Annotated in this window: 16 protein-coding genes; 5 read left to right on the top strand and 11 right to left on the bottom strand. The window is 59.5% G+C overall.

The window, feature by feature from the left end:
- Positions 1-378: 378 nt before the first annotated feature.
- From chiP to EHO01S_RS06570, 3 genes are read left to right on the top strand one after another with little or no spacing between them, the layout of a single operon-like run.
- Positions 379-1,776, top strand: coding sequence for a chitoporin ChiP (gene chiP / locus EHO01S_RS06560; protein WP_024523204.1), 1,398 nt, complete (start codon positions 379-381; stop codon positions 1,774-1,776).
- A 57-nt stretch (positions 1,777-1,833) separates the two neighbouring features.
- Positions 1,834-2,166: a ChiQ/YbfN family lipoprotein gene (gene chiQ / locus EHO01S_RS06565; RefSeq protein WP_024523205.1), complete on the top strand. Its 333-nt coding sequence runs from the start codon at positions 1,834-1,836 to the stop codon at positions 2,164-2,166.
- Positions 2,167-2,185: 19 nt separating this feature from the next.
- Positions 2,186-4,852 (top strand): beta-N-acetylhexosaminidase, encoded by a 2,667-nt coding sequence (locus EHO01S_RS06570; RefSeq protein WP_024523206.1) that lies wholly within the window; start codon positions 2,186-2,188, stop codon positions 4,850-4,852.
- Positions 4,853-5,054: 202 nt separating this feature from the next.
- Here EHO01S_RS06570 and fur read toward each other — a convergent pair whose 3' ends face one another.
- The 4 genes from fur to EHO01S_RS06590 form a co-directional block, all read right to left on the bottom strand.
- Positions 5,055-5,513 (bottom strand): ferric iron uptake transcriptional regulator, encoded by a 459-nt coding sequence (gene fur / locus EHO01S_RS06575; RefSeq protein WP_024523207.1) that lies wholly within the window; start codon positions 5,511-5,513, stop codon positions 5,055-5,057.
- Between the two features lie 280 nt (positions 5,514-5,793).
- Positions 5,794-6,321: a flavodoxin FldA gene (gene fldA / locus EHO01S_RS06580; protein WP_024523208.1), complete on the bottom strand. Its 528-nt coding sequence runs from the start codon at positions 6,319-6,321 to the stop codon at positions 5,794-5,796.
- 208 nt (positions 6,322-6,529) lie between these two features.
- Positions 6,530-6,808, bottom strand: coding sequence for a LexA regulated protein (gene ybfE, locus EHO01S_RS06585; RefSeq protein ID WP_024523209.1), 279 nt, complete (start codon positions 6,806-6,808; stop codon positions 6,530-6,532).
- A gap of 200 nt (positions 6,809-7,008) precedes the next feature.
- Positions 7,009-7,794 (bottom strand): alpha/beta fold hydrolase, encoded by a 786-nt coding sequence (locus EHO01S_RS06590; protein WP_024523210.1) that lies wholly within the window; start codon positions 7,792-7,794, stop codon positions 7,009-7,011.
- Positions 7,795-7,986: 192 nt separating this feature from the next.
- Between EHO01S_RS06590 and seqA the strand changes: the two genes are divergently transcribed.
- Both seqA and pgm read left to right on the top strand, forming a co-directional pair.
- Positions 7,987-8,517: a replication initiation negative regulator SeqA gene (seqA, locus tag EHO01S_RS06595; protein ID WP_024523211.1), complete on the top strand. Its 531-nt coding sequence runs from the start codon at positions 7,987-7,989 to the stop codon at positions 8,515-8,517.
- Positions 8,518-8,546: 29 nt separating this feature from the next.
- Positions 8,547-10,187: a phosphoglucomutase (alpha-D-glucose-1,6-bisphosphate-dependent) gene (pgm, locus tag EHO01S_RS06600; protein WP_024523212.1), complete on the top strand. Its 1,641-nt coding sequence runs from the start codon at positions 8,547-8,549 to the stop codon at positions 10,185-10,187.
- Between the two features lie 102 nt (positions 10,188-10,289).
- On the opposite strand, the gene kdpE is transcribed toward pgm, so the two are convergent.
- The 7 genes from kdpE to EHO01S_RS06635 form a co-directional block, all read right to left on the bottom strand.
- Positions 10,290-10,979 carry a two-component system response regulator KdpE gene (kdpE, locus tag EHO01S_RS06605; RefSeq protein WP_024523213.1) on the bottom strand — a complete coding sequence of 230 codons (690 nt, stop codon included), beginning with the start codon at positions 10,977-10,979 and terminating at the stop codon, positions 10,290-10,292.
- Between the two features lie 2 nt (positions 10,980-10,981).
- Positions 10,982-13,684, bottom strand: coding sequence for a two-component system sensor histidine kinase KdpD (gene kdpD / locus EHO01S_RS06610; protein ID WP_024523214.1), 2,703 nt, complete (start codon positions 13,682-13,684; stop codon positions 10,982-10,984).
- A 9-nt stretch (positions 13,685-13,693) separates the two neighbouring features.
- Positions 13,694-14,314, bottom strand: coding sequence for a potassium-transporting ATPase subunit KdpC (gene kdpC / locus EHO01S_RS06615; protein ID WP_024523215.1), 621 nt, complete (start codon positions 14,312-14,314; stop codon positions 13,694-13,696).
- A 12-nt stretch (positions 14,315-14,326) separates the two neighbouring features.
- Positions 14,327-16,393: a potassium-transporting ATPase subunit KdpB gene (kdpB, locus tag EHO01S_RS06620; RefSeq protein ID WP_024523216.1), complete on the bottom strand. Its 2,067-nt coding sequence runs from the start codon at positions 16,391-16,393 to the stop codon at positions 14,327-14,329.
- Between the two features lie 26 nt (positions 16,394-16,419).
- Positions 16,420-18,117: a potassium-transporting ATPase subunit KdpA gene (gene kdpA, locus EHO01S_RS06625; RefSeq protein ID WP_024523217.1), complete on the bottom strand. Its 1,698-nt coding sequence runs from the start codon at positions 18,115-18,117 to the stop codon at positions 16,420-16,422.
- Positions 18,117-18,206 carry a K(+)-transporting ATPase subunit F gene (gene kdpF / locus EHO01S_RS18215; RefSeq protein WP_070244629.1) on the bottom strand — a complete coding sequence of 30 codons (90 nt, stop codon included), beginning with the start codon at positions 18,204-18,206 and terminating at the stop codon, positions 18,117-18,119. Before kdpF ends, kdpA begins: the two co-directional genes overlap by 1 nt.
- A gap of 192 nt (positions 18,207-18,398) precedes the next feature.
- On the bottom strand, positions 18,399-19,289 hold the full coding sequence (locus EHO01S_RS06635) for a LysR family transcriptional regulator (protein WP_024523218.1): 891 nt from the start codon (positions 19,287-19,289) through the stop codon (positions 18,399-18,401).
- Positions 19,290-19,372 lie beyond the last annotated feature (83 nt).

Raw genomic sequence — 19,372 nt, forward strand, 5'->3', positions numbered from 1 at the left:
CAAATTAATAACCTACGTTAATGTAGTAATGATGCGTAATGAGCGCAATGACTACACGCATAGTCCGTCAATCCCTCTCGCCTAACCACGAATAGTATTACAAATATATCTCTGTTTTTTAATGGTATTTTTTCTTTATTTTAAAATTATACCGCAGTGTAACTAAATATAAGAATATGTGCACTCGGTCAAAAATTGATACATATAATTTACTTTTTGTTTGATAATTCGCGTCGCGAAAAATAGTCTAGTAGTGCAGTAAGTGAACGAGATTGTGCTCTCGTCACACAATAACTTTTACCCCAATGGGGCTATTGGCGACCTGGTCGAGCGCTGTTCTGCCAGCCGCATTTTTTACAGTCAAAGAGGAATTTTTCTATGGTTACGCATCGTGCTAAGCGCAGTGTGCTGGCGCTGGCTGTTGCAGCAGCAACGCTGGGCACCGGCTTCGTAGCGCCCTCACAGGCGAAGGCAGAAGGGTTCATTGACGATTCAACCATGACCGGTGGGATCTACTATTGGCAGCGCGAGCGTGATCGCAAGGACATCGAGAGCGGCCAGTATAAGACCAATCTGTCGCACTCGACCTGGAATGCCAGCCTCGATTTTTCCTCTGGCTATGCCGCTGACTTTATCGGCTTGGATGTCGGCGCTTTCACCGCCATCGAAATGGCCGAGTCCGCCGAAAGCGGTCACCCGAATGAAATCGCTTTCTCCTCTATCAACAAAGCCTACGACGAAAACTACAGCGGCGATAAGAGCGGCATCAGCCTGTATAAGGCAGCCGCCAAGTTGAAGATGGGGCCGATGTGGGCGCGTATCGGTTGGATCCAGCCGACGGGCCAGACGCTGATTGCTCCGCATTGGAGTTTTATGCCGGGCACCTACCAAGGCTTCGAGACCGGTGCCAACTTTGACTTCGACACTGCTGGCGCGCTGAGTTTCTCTTATATGTGGACGGACCGCTACAAGGCACCGTGGCACCTGGAGATGGATAAGTTCTACCAGGGCGGTCTGGGCGATAAGCGAGGGGAGGCGGTGTCGTACCTACACTCCCTGGGCGGGAAGTATGACTTCAAGAACGGCCTGGTCGTGGAGGCCGCTTTCGGTCAGGCGCAGGGCTTTATGGATCAGTACTTCGCCAAGGGGACGTATAAGTTCGACCTGGCCGGTAGCCCGCTGACGACCAGCTATCAGTTCTACGCCGCGCACGATCGCATCTCCGACGCCAACAGCGCCGCCAATATCTATGACGGTACGGCCTGGTTGCAGGGGCTGACTTTGGGCTACCAACTCGGCCAGTTCGATCTGCGCCTGGAAGGAACCTGGGTGAAGGCGGAGGGTAAACAGGGGTACTTCCTGCAACGTATGACCCCGGCCTATGCCTCCTCCAATGGCCGCCTGGATATCTGGTGGGATAACCGCTCCGACTTCAACGCCAACGGCGAGAAGGCGATCTTCGCCGGCGTGATGTATGACTTGAGCAAGTGGGATCTGCCCGGCTGGGCGGTGGGGGGCTCCTATGTTTACGGATGGGACGCCAAACCGAACAGCACTTGGGCCAACCAGAGCGAGCGCGTCAAAGAGAGCGCCTACAGCCTGGATGCGATGTATGTGATCCAGGATGGTCGCGCGAAAGGCACGCTGTTCAAACTGCACTACACCCAGTACGACAACCACTCCGACAACCCGAGCTGGGGCGGTGGTTACAGCAACATGTTCCAGGATGAGCGCGACGTGAAGTTTATCGTCATCGCCCCGTTCACGGTGTTCTGAGTTGATGTCCCCTCCGCACGCGCGGAGGGGGACTAAGCGAATCAAGGGAGAGAGAAGATGAAAGCGATTCTGGGTGTGGCCGTGGCCGCAATCGTACTGGCCGGCTGTGCGCAGCCGAGCGCGCCGTCGCAGGATGGACAACTGCTGAAGCAAGCCTACAGCACGTGTATGCAGGATGCGGAAGGCAATCGCGATAAGGTCGCCGCCTGTCAGACCATTCTTGAGGTAATGAAGCAGAGTCCGTCACAGGCCGCATTCGCGCAGAAAGAGAGCGTGAGTGTATTGAATTACCAGCAGTGTATCGAAGCGGCGATGAGTGGCGCTGGCGATAACTACACCGCACGTTGCGGTACATTGTGGCAGGAAATCCGCGCCGGCAACGCGAATTGACAGAAGGGAAACGATGATGATGAAAGGTTATAAACTGAGCGTAGTGGCGACGGCCTTGGGGATGTTGGGGATGAGTGGGATGGCGCAAGCCGATCAGCAGCTCGTCGACCGCATCAGCAGCCAGGTGAAGGTGAACTACGCCGTCACCGACAACCGCGGCGCGGAGAATGGCGTCAACTGCGCGGCACTGGGCGCGGACTGGGCCTCCTGTAACCAGGCCGTGATCAGCCTGACCAACGATGGCAGCGCCATCGAGGGTAAAGACTGGGCCATCTATTTTCATAATATTCGTCAGATCCTAAAGAGTGGCAACGATCAGTTTAAGATCACCTTTGTGACCGGCGATCTGCATAAGATTGAACCGACCGATAAATTCAAGGGCTTCGCCGCCGGGGAACGCGTCGAGATCCCGATCGTTGGCGAATATTGGCAGTTGTTCGAGAGCGACGTGTTGCCGCGTTGGTATGTGACGTCGCCGGACGCCAAACCCAAGGTGATCGCCAATACCGATACCGAAGATTTGAGCCAGTTTGTCACGCCGTTTAGCGGTGATCTGTGGAAGCGTACCCAGGATGACAAGAACATCCTGATGACGCCGGAGAACCGTTTCGCCAAGAATGCCGATGTGAAGACCCTGCCGGCCTCCAGCCTACGCGGTCAGATCATGCCGACGCCGATGAGCCTGAAGGTGCATCAGCAGGACGCCGATCTGGCGCGTGGCGTGAGCCTGGATCTGACGGTGTTGAACAATGCCAGCGCCGACGTCATCAAGGCGCGCCTGAGCCAGTTGGGGGTGAAGCAGGTCAAGGGGGGGTACCCGATCAAAACCCAGATCGCCACCAAGGCCTTCAAGGGCGACATGGCGGTCGCGGGGGCTTATCAACTGAAGATCGGCACCAAGGGCGCTGAGGTGACCGGTTACGATCAGGCCGGGGTCTTCTACGGTCTGCAATCCATTCTGTCGTTACTGCCGGCGGATGGCAGCGCCAAGATCGCGACGCTGGACGCCGAGGATGCGCCGCGCTTCCAATACCGTGGCATCGAGCTGGATGTCGGGCGTAACTTCCATTCACTGGCCTCCATCGAGCGCCTGCTGGATCAGATGGCCGCCTATAAGTTGAACAAGTTCCACTTCCATCTGACCGATGATGAGGGCTGGCGTATTGAGATCCCGGGGCTGCCGGAGCTGACCGAAATCGGGGGCAAGCGCTGCCACGATCTGACCGAGCAGACATGTCTGCTGCCGCAGTTGGGCTCCGGCCCGGATAGCGACAACAATGGCAGCGGCTACTTCACCCGTGCCGACTATATCAAGTTGCTGAAATACGCCCAGGCGCGTCATATCGAGGTGATCCCGGAGATCGACATGCCGGCCCACGCCCGCGCGGCGGTGGTGGCGATGGAAGCACGTTATAACAAGCTGAAGGCGGCGGGTAACGAGAAGGGGGCCAACGAATATCGCCTGCTGGATCCGACCGATGACTCCAACACCACCTCGGTGCAGTTCTACGATCGCCACAGCTACCTCAACCCGTGCCTGGACTCCTCCAAGCGCTTCGTGGATAAGGTGATCGGCGAAATCGCCCAGATGCACCGTGAGGCGGGGCAGCCGCTGACTACCTGGCACTTCGGCGGTGACGAGGCGAAGAACATCCGCTTAGGGCCGGGGTACACCGATGTGAGCAAGCCTGAACCCGGCAAGGGGATGCTCGACCTGAGCAAAGAGGACAAGCCGTGGGCCAAGTCGCAGGCTTGTCAGGCGATGATCAACACGGGCAAGGTCGCCGATATGGATCACCTGCCGAGTCACTTCGCAGTCGAAGTCAGCAAGATGGTCAAGGATCATGGTATCGGTAAGATGCAGGCCTGGCAGGACGGTCTGAAGGATGCCAAGGACGCCAAGGCCTTCGCCACGCCGCGCGTCGGGGTGAACTTCTGGGATACCCTGTATTGGGGAGGATTCGATTCGGCTAACGACTGGGCGAATAAAGGCTATGAGGTGATCATCTCCAATCCGGATTACGTCTACATGGACTTCCCGTATGAGGTGAATCCGAAAGAGAACGGCTACTACTGGGGCACCCGCTTTAGCGATGAGCGTAAGATCTTCGCCTTTGCGCCGGATAACCTGCCGCAGAACGCTGAAACCTCGGTCGACCGCGATGGTAACTACTTCACGGCGAAGAGCGATAAGCCGTGGCCGGGCGCCCATGGTCTCTCCGCGCAGTTGTGGAGCGAAGTGGTGCGTACCGACGATATGATGGAATACAAGATCTATCCGCGCATCATGGCCGTGGCCGAGCGAGCCTGGCATCAGGCCGGTTGGGAACAACCATATCAGGCGGGCCGTGAGTATAAGGGCGGCGAGACGCATCTGGTCGATCAGCAGGCGCTGTTGAAAGATTGGCAGCGTTTCGCCAACCTGATGGGCCAGCGTGAACTGGCCAAGATGGATAAGTCGGGCGTGGCCTATCGTGTCCCACAGCCGGGGGCCCGCGTGGTTGACGGTAAGCTGGAAACCAACGTGGCGATGCCGGGGCTGGTGGTCGAGTACTCCGTCGACGGCGGTAAGCAGTGGCAGCGTTACGATGCCCAGGCGCAGCCGACGGTGAGCGGCGAGGTCCAGGTACGTACCGTATCGCCGGACGGCCAGCGTTTTAGCCGCGTCGAGTCCGTTAAACCCTAACCTTTCCGAGGACGTTACCCTCTCCCCCGCCAGTGCGGGGGCTTGCGCGGGGCAGGCCATCCGGCTTTAACCGCGTCGAACTTTTCGCTGCCGAACTGAGTAGTAAGTCGTGATTGCCCTCGCCATGAGGGCATTTTTTTATTCTCTCGCGGCAAAAAAAACGGCCCCGTGGGGCCGTATGTCTGTCTCATCGGATGGGCGGTTATGCCTTTTCGTCGTGGAGTGACTCATCCTGACGGCAGTCGCCCTCATCCCCAGAGGCACAGTGGCCATATAGGTAGAGGCTGTGGTTGGTGAGCTGGATACCATGCTTCCTGGCGATCTCTTGCTGGCGCTTCTCGATGGACTCATCGCTAAACTCGATCACCTTGCCGCAATCCAGACAGATCAGATGGTCATGGTGATGCTGCTGGGTCAGTTCGAAGACTGACTTGCCTCCTTCGAAGTTGTGGCGGGTGACGATACCGGCATCGTCAAACTGGTTCAGTACGCGGTACACCGTCGCCAGACCGATCTCCTCGCCCATATCGATCAGTTTCTTGTATAACTCTTCGGCACTGACATGATGACACATGGGATCTTGCAGTACTTCCAGAATCTTGAGACGGGGAAGCGTGACTTTCAGGCCAGCTTTCTTTAGCGCGATATTGTTGTCAGTCATTCGGATTCTGTCCTGTCACAGAGCCCGGCAGAACCGAGAGGCCGCTGCCGAACAGAAATAATAGTGAGTTTGATTATAAGGCCGATAGGCTGAAATGGGAACCGCGCTGCCGCCGCCCCAGGAAGACGATATTGTGGTAATCAGCGAGGAGGCAACAGTAAAATCAGTAAGATAGCGGGAAACATGCGCTGATGAGTCAGGGTATCGTTTTTGTTGATGGTTGGGATACCTGCCGGCTATCAGGCCCCGCAGGGGCGACCGACAGGCATCCGCGGCTGGGTTAACCCAGGATTTCGTCCAGGTGCATCTCGGCGCGGATCTGTTTTACCCAGGCGTCGACGCGCTCGGCAGTCAGTTCCGGCTGGCGATCTTCGTCGATAGCCAGACCGACAAAGGTTTCGTTATCGACCAGCGCCTTGGAGGCTTCGAAATGGTAGCCAGCAGTCGGCCAATGCCCGACCAGCGTAGCGCCGCGCGCTTCGACCAGATCGCGGATGGTGCCCATCGCGTCGCAGAAGTACTCTGCATAGTCTTCTTGATCGCCGCAACCGAACAGGGCGACCAGTTTGCCAGAAAAGTCGATCTCTTCCAGGGTGGGGAAGAAATCATCCCAATCACACTGGGCCTCGCCGTAGTACCAGGTCGGGATACCGAGCAGCAGAATGTCGAACGCGGCGAGATCTTCCTTGCTGCTTTTGGCAATGTCATGAACTTCAGCAACGTCTTTACCCAGTTGCTTTTGGATCATCTTAGCAATGTTTTCCGTGTTGCCGGTGTCGCTGCCAAAGAAAATACCTACGATTGCCATATCGCGAATTTACCTTTTGTCTCAGAAATTGAATCAGGCTGTCCTCTGTCGACGCCACGGGACGCCATACCATGTAACCGTGGACGAGCGTCGGGGCCAGCCTACCTACCAGTCGATACTATAACACTTTTGGCATCACGCCTTTATCGTCATTGTGCGTTGCGCCGCGCGGTATACCTAGGCGAGACGCGGCGCGCGCCGCCGTCCCTCAGCGTTGCGTCGCGAGCTGACTGAGCAAGATCTGCTCGATAAGCTCGCTGCGGCTGATGTTACGCTCTTGCGCCAGGCGATTGAGGATCGCCACGGCCTCTTCGTTCATCTTCAACTCGACGCGGCGTAGCCCCTTGACCCGATCGCGGCGCAGCTGGTTACGCTTGTTGATCCGCAACTGCTCTTCCCGGGAGAGCGGATTGGTTTTAGGACGACCTGGGCGACGTTCGTCCGCGAACAGATCGAGCGTCGTACGGTCCGTTTGTTCTTTGGCCATATTCAGGTAGCGGTACTGCAAGGAGAAGGGAGGGCGGGAAATCCGCGCTCCGATTAACATATATTCGGGATTTTCCCCGTCGGCAGCGTGCGTTGACCTGCCGTCGATTTTAGCGCGCCATCATACCCTAGGGAGCGCGGCAGCGACAATCCTTTCTCGGCGCGGTGTTGGCAATGTGGATGTCGGCCGCGCCGGCGTTATCACCCTACGTGCTCGGGGGCGTCGAGGAAGCGATGCAGCACATGGAGTACCTTCTCCGGCTGTTCAGCGTGCAGCCAATGGCCGGTGGCGTGGATGACATGCGCGCGGGCACGGGGAAACTGACGGATGATCGCCGTACGGTAGTCATCGAGGATATAGGGGGAGTCAGCCCCTTTGATAAACAGTGCCTCGCCAGCGTAAGGCGGTTGCGTATCCCAGCCGAGGATGGCGGGGTAGTGTTGGTATAACGCGGGCAGGTTAAAGCGCCATTGACCGCGATGAAAGGACTTCAGTAGGAACTGTACCACCCCCTCAGACTGAAGATAGTGGCGTAGGCAGGTCGCTGCCGCTGAGCGCGTCTCTAGTGCCGCCTCCTGCACCGCATAGAGTGCGGCGAAGACCGCGTCGTGGCGGCGGGTCGGGTAGGCAACGGGCGCCATGTCCAGTATCGCCAGGCGGCGTAGCCGTTGCGGATGACGCACCGCCAGACGCATTGCCGCCTTACCCCCCATCGAATGACCGACGATATCGCAGGGGGGCAGATCATAGTCGGCGATCAGGGCGGCGAGATCCTCGGCCATCAAATCGTAACTCATCTGTGGCGTGTGGCCGGAGAGGCCATGATTACGTAAGTCGACCTGCAACACGTCACGATCGCGCTTCAGATCGCGGGCGAGTAGCCCCAAATTGTCCAATGAGCCGAATAGGCCGTGGATCAGCAGCAACGGGGGATAGCGTCGCGTCTGTTGCGCCGGATGTAGCTGGTGGTTCAGGGGTAGGATCATGAGCAAACGCGTTGTCGGTAGAATGTTACCAGTAGGTTATCACAGGCATTACTCGGTTGTCCGTAGCAGGATGGGGCTGCACGACACCACAAAATGCGCCTTAATCGTTCTGGCGGGGCGCTAAACGCTATCCGCTCACGGCGTTTGACTTTATAATCCAGGCTGACTGAGTAGCAAAAGTACTGGATAACGATGAAAACGATTGAAGTCGATGAGGAGCTTTACCGCTATATTGCCAGCCACACCCAGCGTATTGGCGAGAGTGCTTCCGACATTCTGCGCCGGCTGTTGAAGGTCGGTATGGAGAATAAGACGGCCGTCAGCGTCGCCCCGCTCCCGGTAGCCCCCCTGGCTATTCGCGCGCCGCAGCCGCAGGACCGTGTGCGTACCATGCGCGAATTGCTGTTGTCGGACGAATACGCAGAACAAAACAAGGCGGTCGGCCGTTTCATGCTGGTGTTGACCACGTTGTACCATATTGACGCCGACGGGTTTGCGGCGGCAACGGATGCCCTGCACGGGCGCACCCGGGTCTACTTTGCCGGTGACAGGAATACGCTGTTGCAGAGTGGCAACCACACCAAACCCAAGCAAGTCCCCGACACCCCTTATTGGGTGATCACCAATACCAACTCAGGCCGTAAGCGCGCCATGATCGAACATATCATGCAAGCGATGCAGTTCCCTGGGGAGCTGATCGAGAAGGTTTGCGGCACAATCTAATGAATAACAAGCGTTAGGGAGAAGCGCAGATGGCAAATCACCCGCGCGCCGGGCAGCCTGCCCGGCAGAGCGATTTGATCAATGTGGCTCAGCTGGTTGCACAATATTATAGCCTGCGTCCGCAGGCGGATAATCCGTCCCATGCCGTGAAGTTTGGCACCTCTGGTCACCGGGGAAGCGCCCAGCGCCAGAGCTTCAACGAGGCACATATCCTGGCCATTGCCCAGGCTATCGCCGAGGTGCGTAAGGCCAATGGTGTCGTAGGTCCCTGCTTCGTCGGTAAGGACACCCATGCCCTCTCCGAGCCAGCCTTTATCAGCGTGCTGGAGGTATTGAGCGCCAATGGCGTCGAGGTGGTGGTGCAGGAAAACAATGGCTTCACGCCGACGCCGGCGGTATCGCACGCCATTCTGACGCATAATCGCCAGGGCGGTGCACTGGCCGACGGGATTGTCATCACGCCTTCTCATAATCCTCCGGAAGACGGCGGTATCAAATACAACCCGACTAACGGCGGGCCGGCGGATACCAATTTAACTCGCGTGATCGAGCAGCGCGCCAATCAATTGCTGGCACAGGATTTGGCGGGGGTGAAACGCCAGACCTTAGCGGCTGCCTGGCGTAGCGGGCAGATCCATGCCCGCGATCTGGTGCAGCCTTACGTTGAGGATCTGCGTGATATCGTCGATATGCCAGCTATCCAGCGTGCAGGCCTGAAGCTCGGTGTCGATCCGCTCGGCGGTTCCGGTATCGAATACTGGCAGCGGATCGGCGAGCACTATGGTCTGGATCTGACGCTGGTCAACGACCATGTCGACCAGACCTTCCGTTTCATGCATCTGGACCACGATGGCGTGATCCGCATGGATTGCTCTTCCGAGAGCGCCATGGCGGGTCTGTTGGCGCTGCGTGATCGTTTCGATCTGGCCTTTGCCAACGATCCGGACTACGACCGCCACGGCATTGTGACACCTGCCGGATTGATGAACCCGAACCACTATCTGGCTGTCGCCATCGACTACCTGTTCCGTCATCGTCCGCAGTGGGGGGCCGAGGTTGCTGTCGGTAAGACCCTGGTCTCCAGCGCGATGATCGATCGAGTGGTCAAGGCGCTCGATCGCCGCCTGGTCGAGGTGCCGGTCGGCTTCAAGTGGTTTGTCGATGGGTTATTTGATGGCAGCCTAGGCTTCGGCGGTGAAGAGAGCGCCGGGGCGTCTTTCCTGCGCTTCAACGGTACGCCGTGGTCGACCGATAAGGATGGCATCATCCTGTGTCTGCTGGCGGCGGAGATCACTGCACAGACGGGTAAGAATCCGCAGCAGCACTACGCTGCGCTGGCTGAGCGCTTCGGTTCGCCGAGTTATAACCGTTTACAGGCGCCGGCGACCCACGCCCAGAAGGCCGCTTTGTCGCGCCTGTCGCCGGAGATGGTGCAGGCGGATCGGCTGGCAGGCGACCCGATCACCGCGCGTTTGACCCGTGCGCCGGGCAACGATGCGCCGATCGGCGGGTTGAAGATCATGACCGACAATGGTTGGTTTGCCGCCCGCCCCTCCGGAACCGAGGAGGCTTACAAGATTTACTGCGAAAGCTTCTTAGGCGCCGAGCACCGCCAACGTATCGAGAAGGAGGCGGTCGATATCGTGAGTGCCGTGTTGGCCAACGCCTGATTATCTGGCTGCACCAGAACAACGCCGCGCTTTGCGCGGCGTTGTTTTTGCAAGCGCCAACCGACGAGGGGGCGAGGGCGATGTTCGCGGCGCAGCGGGGCGTCAGGGGATAAAACGGTAGCCGACGCCAGTTTCGGTAAGCAGATGACGCGGGCGCGCCGGCTCCACCTCCAGCTTTTGTCGCAGGTGCCCCATATAGATGCGCAGATAATGACTATGCTCGACGTAGTTTGGCCCCCAGACGCTGTTAAGCAATTGGCGTTGGGTCAACACTTTGCCGCTGTTGGCGATCAGCTCGGCCAGCAGACGGAATTCGATCGGTGTCAGGTGCAGCGGTTCACCGGCGCGCGTCACGCTGCGTTGTAGCAGATCGACGCGCACCTCGCCGAAGCAGACCAGCGGACTTTCTTGCTGCTGGCGGGTATGGCGTCGCAGGGCGACGCGTACCCGTGCCAACAGTTCGCCGATGCCGAACGGTTTACTGAGAAAATCCTCCGCGCCGGCATCCAGTGCGGTGATCTTGTCGGCCTCGTCGCTGCGCGCCGATAGTACGATCAGCGGGATGCGGCTCCATCGGCGTAGATCACGGATGAATTCGATGCCATCGCCGTCCGGTAGTCCCAGATCGAGGATGATCAGGTCGGGTTGGCGAGTGCCTGCCTCGATTAGGCCGCGCTGTAGGCCATCGGCTTCGTTGACGCGCCATCCTTCATTCTCCAGGGCGGCGCGGACGAAGCGGCGGATGGCCTGTTCGTCTTCGACGATGAGGATGGTTATCGGGATGGGGGTCATGATTACGCTCTCATCTCCACATCGGTTTCCGGCTCAATCTCCGGTGCCGCTTGCAACGGTAGGGTAAAGTGAAAATGGGCGCCGTCATCCGGCGGACATTCGAGCCAGATTTTACCACCGTGTACTTCAATAATGGCACGACAAATTGCTAATCCCAAACCGACGCCGGGGATGGCGGACTCTTTATCGCCACGGGTAAACTTGTTGAAGATCTGCTGGCGCTGCGCGCTGGCGATACCATCCCCGTTGTCACTCACTTCTACCTCCAGTTCTTCCGCCGTGACACGAGCCGCGATGCGGATGGTCGCCCCGCTGCCAGCGTATTTTCCGGCGTTCTCCAGCAGATTTTGCACCACCCGTTCCAGCAGCGCGCCATCACAGTAGACCAGCGGCAGATCCGGCGGCAGCTTGAGACTGAGGGGATGGCCGGCCAGCATCGGCTCCAAGGTATGCAGGGCACTGCCGACGATCTCTTCCAGAGATTGCCACTCCTGGCGTAGACGGAAGCCACCAGATTGGATGCGCGCCATATCCAGCAGGTTATTGACCAGGCGCGAGGTGTTGAGGATCTGTTGGCGGATCTCGCCCGCCTGTGGGGCGTGTACGGAGTTTTCACTGGCCAGATCCAGCGTCAGGATCTCCGCTTGGCCGAATAAGACGGTCAGTGGAGTACGCAGGTCATGTGATAACGCGGCCAGCAGCGAGTTACGCAGCTGCTCGCGCTCCGCCTCTAGGCGCGCCGCCGCCGCGCTGTGCGCCAGATGCAACCGTTCCAGGGCATTGGCGATCAGCACGCTGTAGGTCTGCAACAGACGTTGCTGCTCCGGCACCATCAGTTGGCGCAGATTCGCGGGCTCGATGGCTAATACGCCATAGGTGGTCTGGGCGCTGGAGAGTGGTAACAACTGGTAGGGGACGCCGGGCAAGGTATCGGTGCCGGCCCCGGCGGGTTGGCCGCGGTCGCGACACCACTGGGCAATCGCCAGATCGACGTTGGCTACCCCAGCCTCGTCCCCCTGATGGGCGCGTAACTGGCCCTCGCTATCGGGCAGCAACAGGCTGGTGCGTGCGCCGAAGCTATGGTTAAGCGAGGCGCAACTGCTGCGCACTAGCGCCTCTTGATTGAGGGCGTTGCCCAGTGCCTTGGACATCTCATACAGGTGGTGGGCGCGTTGCTCACGGTAACGCGCCACCCGAGCCTGGTAACGCATGCCGGCGGTGAGGTTACCGATCAGAATACCGACGATCAACATCACCCCGAAAGTAACCAGATACTGGACGTCGCTGACGGCGAACGACCATTGCGGCTGAATGAAAAACAGATCGAAGCTGGCGACGCTGATGCAGGCGGCGAACACCGAGGGCCAACGGCCAAAAAATAGCGCCACCAGTACCACGCCGAGCAGGTAGATCATGACCAAGTTAACCTGATCGAAGCTGGGGAGCAGGAGCTTGCCGAGTAGCGAGATCAGGGCACACAGTGCCGCGGCCACCATAAAACCGTGGATCTGGACTCGCCAACGTTCGCCGATAGGGCGGGGATCGTGTTCGCGCACGCCGGGAGGGCGATCCTCCAGCGCGACGATCAGCAGGTCGAGCTCCGGTCCGAGGCGCGCCAAGCGATCGGCGAAACGGGCTCTGAGCCAAGGCAGGCGCCGCGTCTCGCGTTGGCGGCGGCCAATGACGATCTTGCCGAGGTTGTGCTCGCGCGCATAGCGCAGGATTGCGCGCTCCGGGGACGGGTCGCTGAGGGTGGCGGTCTCGGCGCCCAGTTCCTGCGCGAGGCGAATACTGCGTAGGATGGCGCGCCGCTCGCTTTCCGGCAGACGATGTAACCGCGGCGTTTCGACATAGACGGCGTGCCAGACGCAGCCGAGACGCGTGGCCAGACGTGCGGCGGTACGTACCAGCCGGTCGTTGTCGGCGCGGGGGCCGATGCACAGCAGTAGGGCGTCACGTGTATGCCAAACCCGGTTACCGCCCGGGCCGCTACGGAGCGCGCGCATCTGTTCGTCTACGCGATCGGCAGTCCGGCGTAACGCGAGCTCACGTAGGGCGATCAGGTTGCGCTTACGAAAGAAGTGTTCGATGGCGCGCTCAGCTTGGCCGGGGATATAGACCTTGCCCTCTTTAAGGCGTTGGCGCAGATCATCCGGGGTCAGGTCGACCAGCACCACCTCGCTGGCAGCGTCGAACAGCCGATCGGGAACCGTCTCCCGCACTCGTACCCCGGTGACGCTACCGACCACATCGTTCAGGCTCTCCAAGTGTTGTACGTTGACGGTCGTCAGTACATCGATGCCGGCCGCCAGCAACTCTTCGACATCCTGCCAGCGTTTGGGATGGCGTGAGCCGGGGGCGTTGGTGTGTGCCAATTCATCCATCAGGATTAGCGCTGGCGCGCGGGCCAACGCCCGGTCGAGGTCAAATTCATGCAGTTGACGGCCGCGATGATGAATGCGCTTGGCTGGTAAGCGCGCCAAGCCCTCGAGCAGGGCGGCAGTATCGCCGCGGCCATGTGTCTCGACGATACCGACCAGGACATCCAGTCCTTGGCTGCGTAGACGTTGCGCCTCCTGGAGCATGGCATAGGTTTTCCCGACGCCGGCGCAGGCACCGAAGAAGATCTTCAGCTTGCCACGCGCCGGCTCGCCTAGTTGGGCCAGTAGGGCGTCGGGATCGGGGCGAGGTTCATCATCGACCATGAAATATCCTTATCTTGCCAACGGATTAACATAATGGGCGCGGTGCTTCGATGATAGCCGATCCAACGCCAGATTGAGTGCCAAGACGTTGACTGTCGGCCGTCCGATGAAGGTCGGCCAACTGTTGCGGCTCAGTCCGGCGATCAGCGCCTCGATCTGGGCGAGCGGTAATCTGCGCGCCTCGGCCACCCGGGGCGCCTGGTAGTAGGCGGCCTGCGGCGAGATATCGGGGTCGAGACCGCTGGCGGAACTGGTGAGCAGATCGACCGGCAGCGCCTCGGCGTAAGGTTCTAACGGATCGCGCTGACGTAACTGTGTGGCGCGTTCGGCGAGGGTGTGCGTCAACAGCGGATTGCTGATGGCCAAGTTGCTGCCGCCGGAGGCCAAGGCATTATAGGGATGTGCGGCGGTGGCCGATGGACGAGGCCAGAAATAGTCTGTGCGTTGGAAGTCTTGACCGATCAGCGCGGAGCCGACGGTGTGTCCGTCACGTTGCAGCAACGAACCGTTGGCCTGCCAGGGAAACATCAACTGCGCCAGCAGCGTGGTTAAGCAAGGATAGAGGACACCGGTGATCAGGGTGAGAACCAGCATCATGACCAGGGTGGGGCGGAGTAAGGGCTGTGTCATGTGAGCGCTCCTTTAGGCCAGGCCACAGAGGGTTAACAACAGATCGATAAGCTTAATGCCGATAAAGGGCACGACCAGCCCACCGGCACCATAGATCCACAGGTTGCGGCGCAGTAGCGCGCTGGCACTCAGCGGGCGGTAACTTACCCCCCGTAGCGCCAGCGGGATCAGGAAGACGATGATCACCGCGTTAAAGATCACTGCCGACATGATGGCCGACGTGGGCGAACTGAGGTGCATCACATTCAGTTGATTCAACTGTGGGTAGGTGGCGGCGAAGGCCGCTGGGATGATAGCGAAATATTTCGCGACGTCATTCGCGATGCTGAAGGTGGTCAGCGAGCCACGGGTCATCAGCATCTGCTTGCCGATATGCACCACTTCGATCAGTTTGGTCGGGTTAGAGTCCAGATCGACCATGTTGCCGGCCTCTTTGGCCGCCTGGGTGCCGGAGTTCATCGCGACCGCCACATCGGCTTGGGCCAGCGCCGGGGCATCGTTGGTGCCGTCACCGGTCATCGCCACCAGGCGTCCCTCAGCCTGATACTGACGGATCAACGCCAGTTTGGCCTCCGGTGTCGCCTCCGCGAGAAAGTCATCTACGCCGGCCTCGGCGGCGATGGCGGCGGCGGTCAGACGATTATCGCCGGTGATCATCACCGTCTTAATCCCCATGCGACGCAGCTCGGCGAAGCGCTCTTTGATTCCCCCTTTGACGATATCCTTCAGCGCCACAACCCCCAGGATACGGGCATCCTCCGCCACCACCAACGGGGTGGCGCCGCTGCGCGCCACGCGCTCGACCGCCTCATCCACCGAGCGTGGAAAGTGACCGTTGGCCGATGCGACATAACGGCGGATGGCATCGACGGAGCCTTTACGGATCATGCGGCCTTGGATGTTGACGCCGCTCATGCGTGTTTGAGCGGAAAAAGGAACGAAGGTGGCATGGAGACTGTGCAGATCGCGCTCACGTAAATTAAAGCGTTGCTTGGCCAGTACGACGATGCTGCGTCCCTCCGGCGTCTCATCCGCCAACGAGGCCAGTTGGGCGGCGCTGGCCAGCTGTTGTTCGCTGACGCCGCTGACCGGGAGAAATTCGGAGGCCTGGCGGTTGCCAAGGGTGATGGTTCCGGTCTTATCCAACAGCAGCACGTCTACGTCGCCGGCGGCTTCGATCGCCCGCCCGCTGGTGGCGATGACGTTGGCACCTAGCATGCGGCTCATTCCGGCCACGCCGATGGCGGAGAGCAGACCGCCGATGGTGGTGGGGATCAGGCAGACCAACAACGCCACCAAGACACTGATGGTGACCGGGCTGCCCATGCGGTTGACCTGCGCGCCGAACAACGAGAAGGGATACAGCGTGGCGCAGGCCAGCAGGAATACCAGCGTCAGGGCGATCAGCAAGATAGTCAGGGCGATTTCATTCGGGGTCTTGCGCCGTTTGGCGCCTTCCACCATGGCGATCATCCGATCGAGGAAGGTTTCACCGGGGTTAACACTGCACTGCACGACCAACCAGTCGGAGAGCACCCGCGTCCCGCCGGTGACGGAGGAGAAATCGCCGCCCGACTCACGGATCACGGGGGCCGACTCGCCGGTGATGGCGCTCTCGTCGACCGAGGCACCGCCCACCAGGACTTCGCCGTCGCAGGGAAGGGTATCGCCGGCCTCGACCAACACGACATCGCCCTTACGCAGGCTCTCGGCGGCCACCTGCTGCCAGGGGGCGCCGTACTGTGCGTGTTGCAGCTTTTTGGCCCAGCTATGCTTCTTCACTCCTTTCAGACTTTCGGCTTGCGCCTTACTGCGCCCTTCGGCCAAGGCTTCGGCCAGGTTGGCGAACAATACGGTAAACCACAGCCATAGCGTCAGACTGCCGGTGAAGGCTGCGCTGCCGCCGGTATAACCGCTTAAGATCATCAGCCAAATAATGCTGGTCAGCAGACTACCCAGGTAGACGACGAACATTACCGGATTGCGCCATTGCACGCGCGGGTCCAGTTTGCGTAGGGCGTCACGCAGCGCGGTCTTAAGCAGCGCGGGGTCGAATAGGGCTCGCTGTTGGTGACTCATGATGATTTTCTCTTTTGTCCTTGCGCTCACGGCTGGCTGGGAACCAGCGTCATTTGTAGCTGTTCGGCCACCGGCCCGAGAGCCAGTGCCGGAATAAAGGTCAGGGCGCCGACCAGTAAGATGGTGCCGATCAGCAGACCGACGAATAGGGCCCCGTGGCTAGGCAGGGTTCCGTTGCCGACCGGTTGGCGTTTTTTCAGTGCCAGAGCACCGGCGATGGCCATGACCGGGATAATCACCCCGAAACGGCCGAGCAACATGACGAGGGCCAGCAATAGGTTGTAGAACGGGGTGTCGGCGCGCAATCCGCCGAAGGCACTGCCGTTGTTGTTGGCGGCAGAGGAAAAAGCGTATAGCACCTCACTAAAGCCATGGGCCCCCGGATTGAGGATGGCGCTGCGTCCGGCGTCACACAGTAGGGCGATGGCGCTGCCGACCAGAACCAGGGCGGGGGGGATCAGGATGGCCAGTGCGGTCATCTTCATCTCGAAGACGGTGATCTTTTTCCCCAGATACTCGGGGGTACGGCCGATCATCAGCCCGGCGAGGAAGACGGTGAGCAGGACGAACAATAGCATGCCATAGAGCCCGCTACCGACGCCGCCGAAGACCACCTCGCCGATCTGCATCAACCACATCGGCACCATGCCGCCGAGGGGAGTGAAAGCGTCATGCAGCGCATTGACTGCTCCACAGGAGGCGGCGGTCGTCACTACGGCGTACAGGGCGGAGGCGAGGATACCGAAACGGCTCTCTTTGCCCTCCATGTTGCCGTTACTGTCGGCCCCTAGGGCCATCAGGTGTGGATTGCCTTGCAATTCGGCATACATCACCACCGCGGCGGCGATGCTGAAGATCAGCACCATGGCCCACAGCAAGGCGTGTCCTTGGCGGCTATCGCCGACACTGCGGCCGAAGGCGAAGCAGAGTGCGGTCGGCAGCAGGAAGATCGCCACCATTTGTACCAGATTGCTCAATGCGCTGGGGTTTTCGAACGGGTGGGCGGAGTTGGCAGCGAAGAAGCCGCCGCCATTGGTGCCCAACAGTTTGATCGCCTCTTGCGAGGCGACCGGCCCCATCGGTAGCAGTTGTTCTCCTCCCTCCAACGGGCTGACATCGACATAGGCGGCGAAGTTTTGTACCACGCCCTGGCCGACGAAGAATAACGCCAGCAACAGTGATAGAGGTAACAAGACATACAGGGTGATGCGCCACAGATCGACCCAGGCATTACCTAACGCCGCATCGGCGTGGCGGGTGAAGGCACGGGTCAGCGCGAACAAGATGGCGATGCCGCTGGCGGCGGAGAGAAAGTTCTGCACGCCGAGTCCGGCCATCTGGCTAAGGTAGCTTAGGCTGTTCTCACCGCTATAGGCCTGCCAGTTGGTGTTGGTGACAAAGCTGATGGCGGTGTTGAGCGCTAGATCCCAGCGCAGGCCAGGAAAGCCTTGCGGATTAAGCGGTAATACGCCTTGGGCTAACAACAGGACGAACAATAGCGTCGCGCCGAGCAGGTTGAAGGCGAGGATCGCTTGCAGATAGCGGCGCCAGTCCATGTCACATGGCGTGACGCCGCATAAGCGCCACAGGATATGCTCCGTACGCACCATGGCACGATAAGGCTCACCGTCGATGAGTCGACTCAATAGACTGCCGAGCGGAGGCGCCAGGACGAACAGCGCCAACAGCAACAGGCCGATGAGCATCAGGGCGTTGAGTAACATCAGAATGCCTCCGCATGCCACAGTGCATACACCAGATACACCAGCAGTAGCAGCACCAAAACGGCGCCGGCGATCACGCCTACTGTCATTACCTTTCTCCTCATTATGCATTGCTTGATGACCTCCTTAGGGTAGGAAAGCGCGGGCATAAAAACGGTAAAAAAGGCGGTGTAGGCTGTAAAAAAAATATAAAAATGGAGTTTATTCAATCAAATGTCGGTGATTCAGCCAGCAAGGGCGACGGGCGGCGTCGAGCATACCGCCAGACTCCGGTGGGGGGGTTAGGACATCGGCAGCTCAAGCGACTCGCACATCGCCTGCTGTAGGGCGGCTATCAGGCGTTGGTGGCGTCCGGGGAGCGGCCATTCGGCACGGTAGGTCAACCAGAGGGTATCCGTTACCTCGACAGGTGTGGTCAGTATCCGGATGTGATTTGGCCGAGGGAAGGCGCGGATGGCGCAGCGGGGCAGCACGCTAAAACCGAGTCCGCGGGCCACCGGCTCTAAGATCAGACCGATTTGATTGGTGAACGCGCGTATTGGCAGCGTGGCGAGCGATGCGCCGGGATAGTTGCGTCCCAACAGGCGTTGCGCCATATCATGGCCGTCGGGGTGGTCGATGAATCCGAGCCGACAAAGATCCGCCCAGCCCTCGCCTTGGTAGCTCGCCGGGACCACCAGGCAGAGCGGCTCTTGCACGAAGGGGCGGGCGTTCAGTTGGGGATGGTCGGCGGGACGATCGACTAAGCCGATGTCGCTCTCTCCTGCCAGCAACGCGTGGATAATGTCATGCGTCGGCGCGAAACGGTGGCGGATAACCAAATCGGGGTGAGCCTGTTGCTGATCTAACAACAGCGGATAGAGTAATAGACCGATGCTGCCCGGGGTGCTGAGGGTGATGGTGCCGCGATAGGGATCGTCATCGGCGAGGGTCGCACGCAGTTGGGCGCAGGCGAGCGCCTGTTGGCGAGCGAACGCTAACACCATCCGTCCCCGTGGCGTCAGTTCGAGCCGGCGCGGTTGGCGCAGCAGCAGGGGACCGAGTTCGGCTTCGAGGCGTTGCACATGTTGACTGACGGCTGCCTGGGTGAGATCGAGGTGTTCGGCAGCGCGGGTAAAACTCCCGGTTTCATTGATGACGATGAACGTCCGTAGCCAGAGTGGATTGAGCATAAATTAATTTTATCGCTTCTATTACTTTAACCTTATTTTTGATTATGTGTAATCGCTCTACGCTGTCACGCGTTTTCTACCGA

It is taken from the genome of Edwardsiella hoshinae NBRC 105699 = ATCC 33379 (assembly GCF_000474215.1).
In the GTDB taxonomy this organism is placed as follows: Bacteria; Pseudomonadota; Gammaproteobacteria; order Enterobacterales; family Enterobacteriaceae; genus Edwardsiella; species Edwardsiella hoshinae.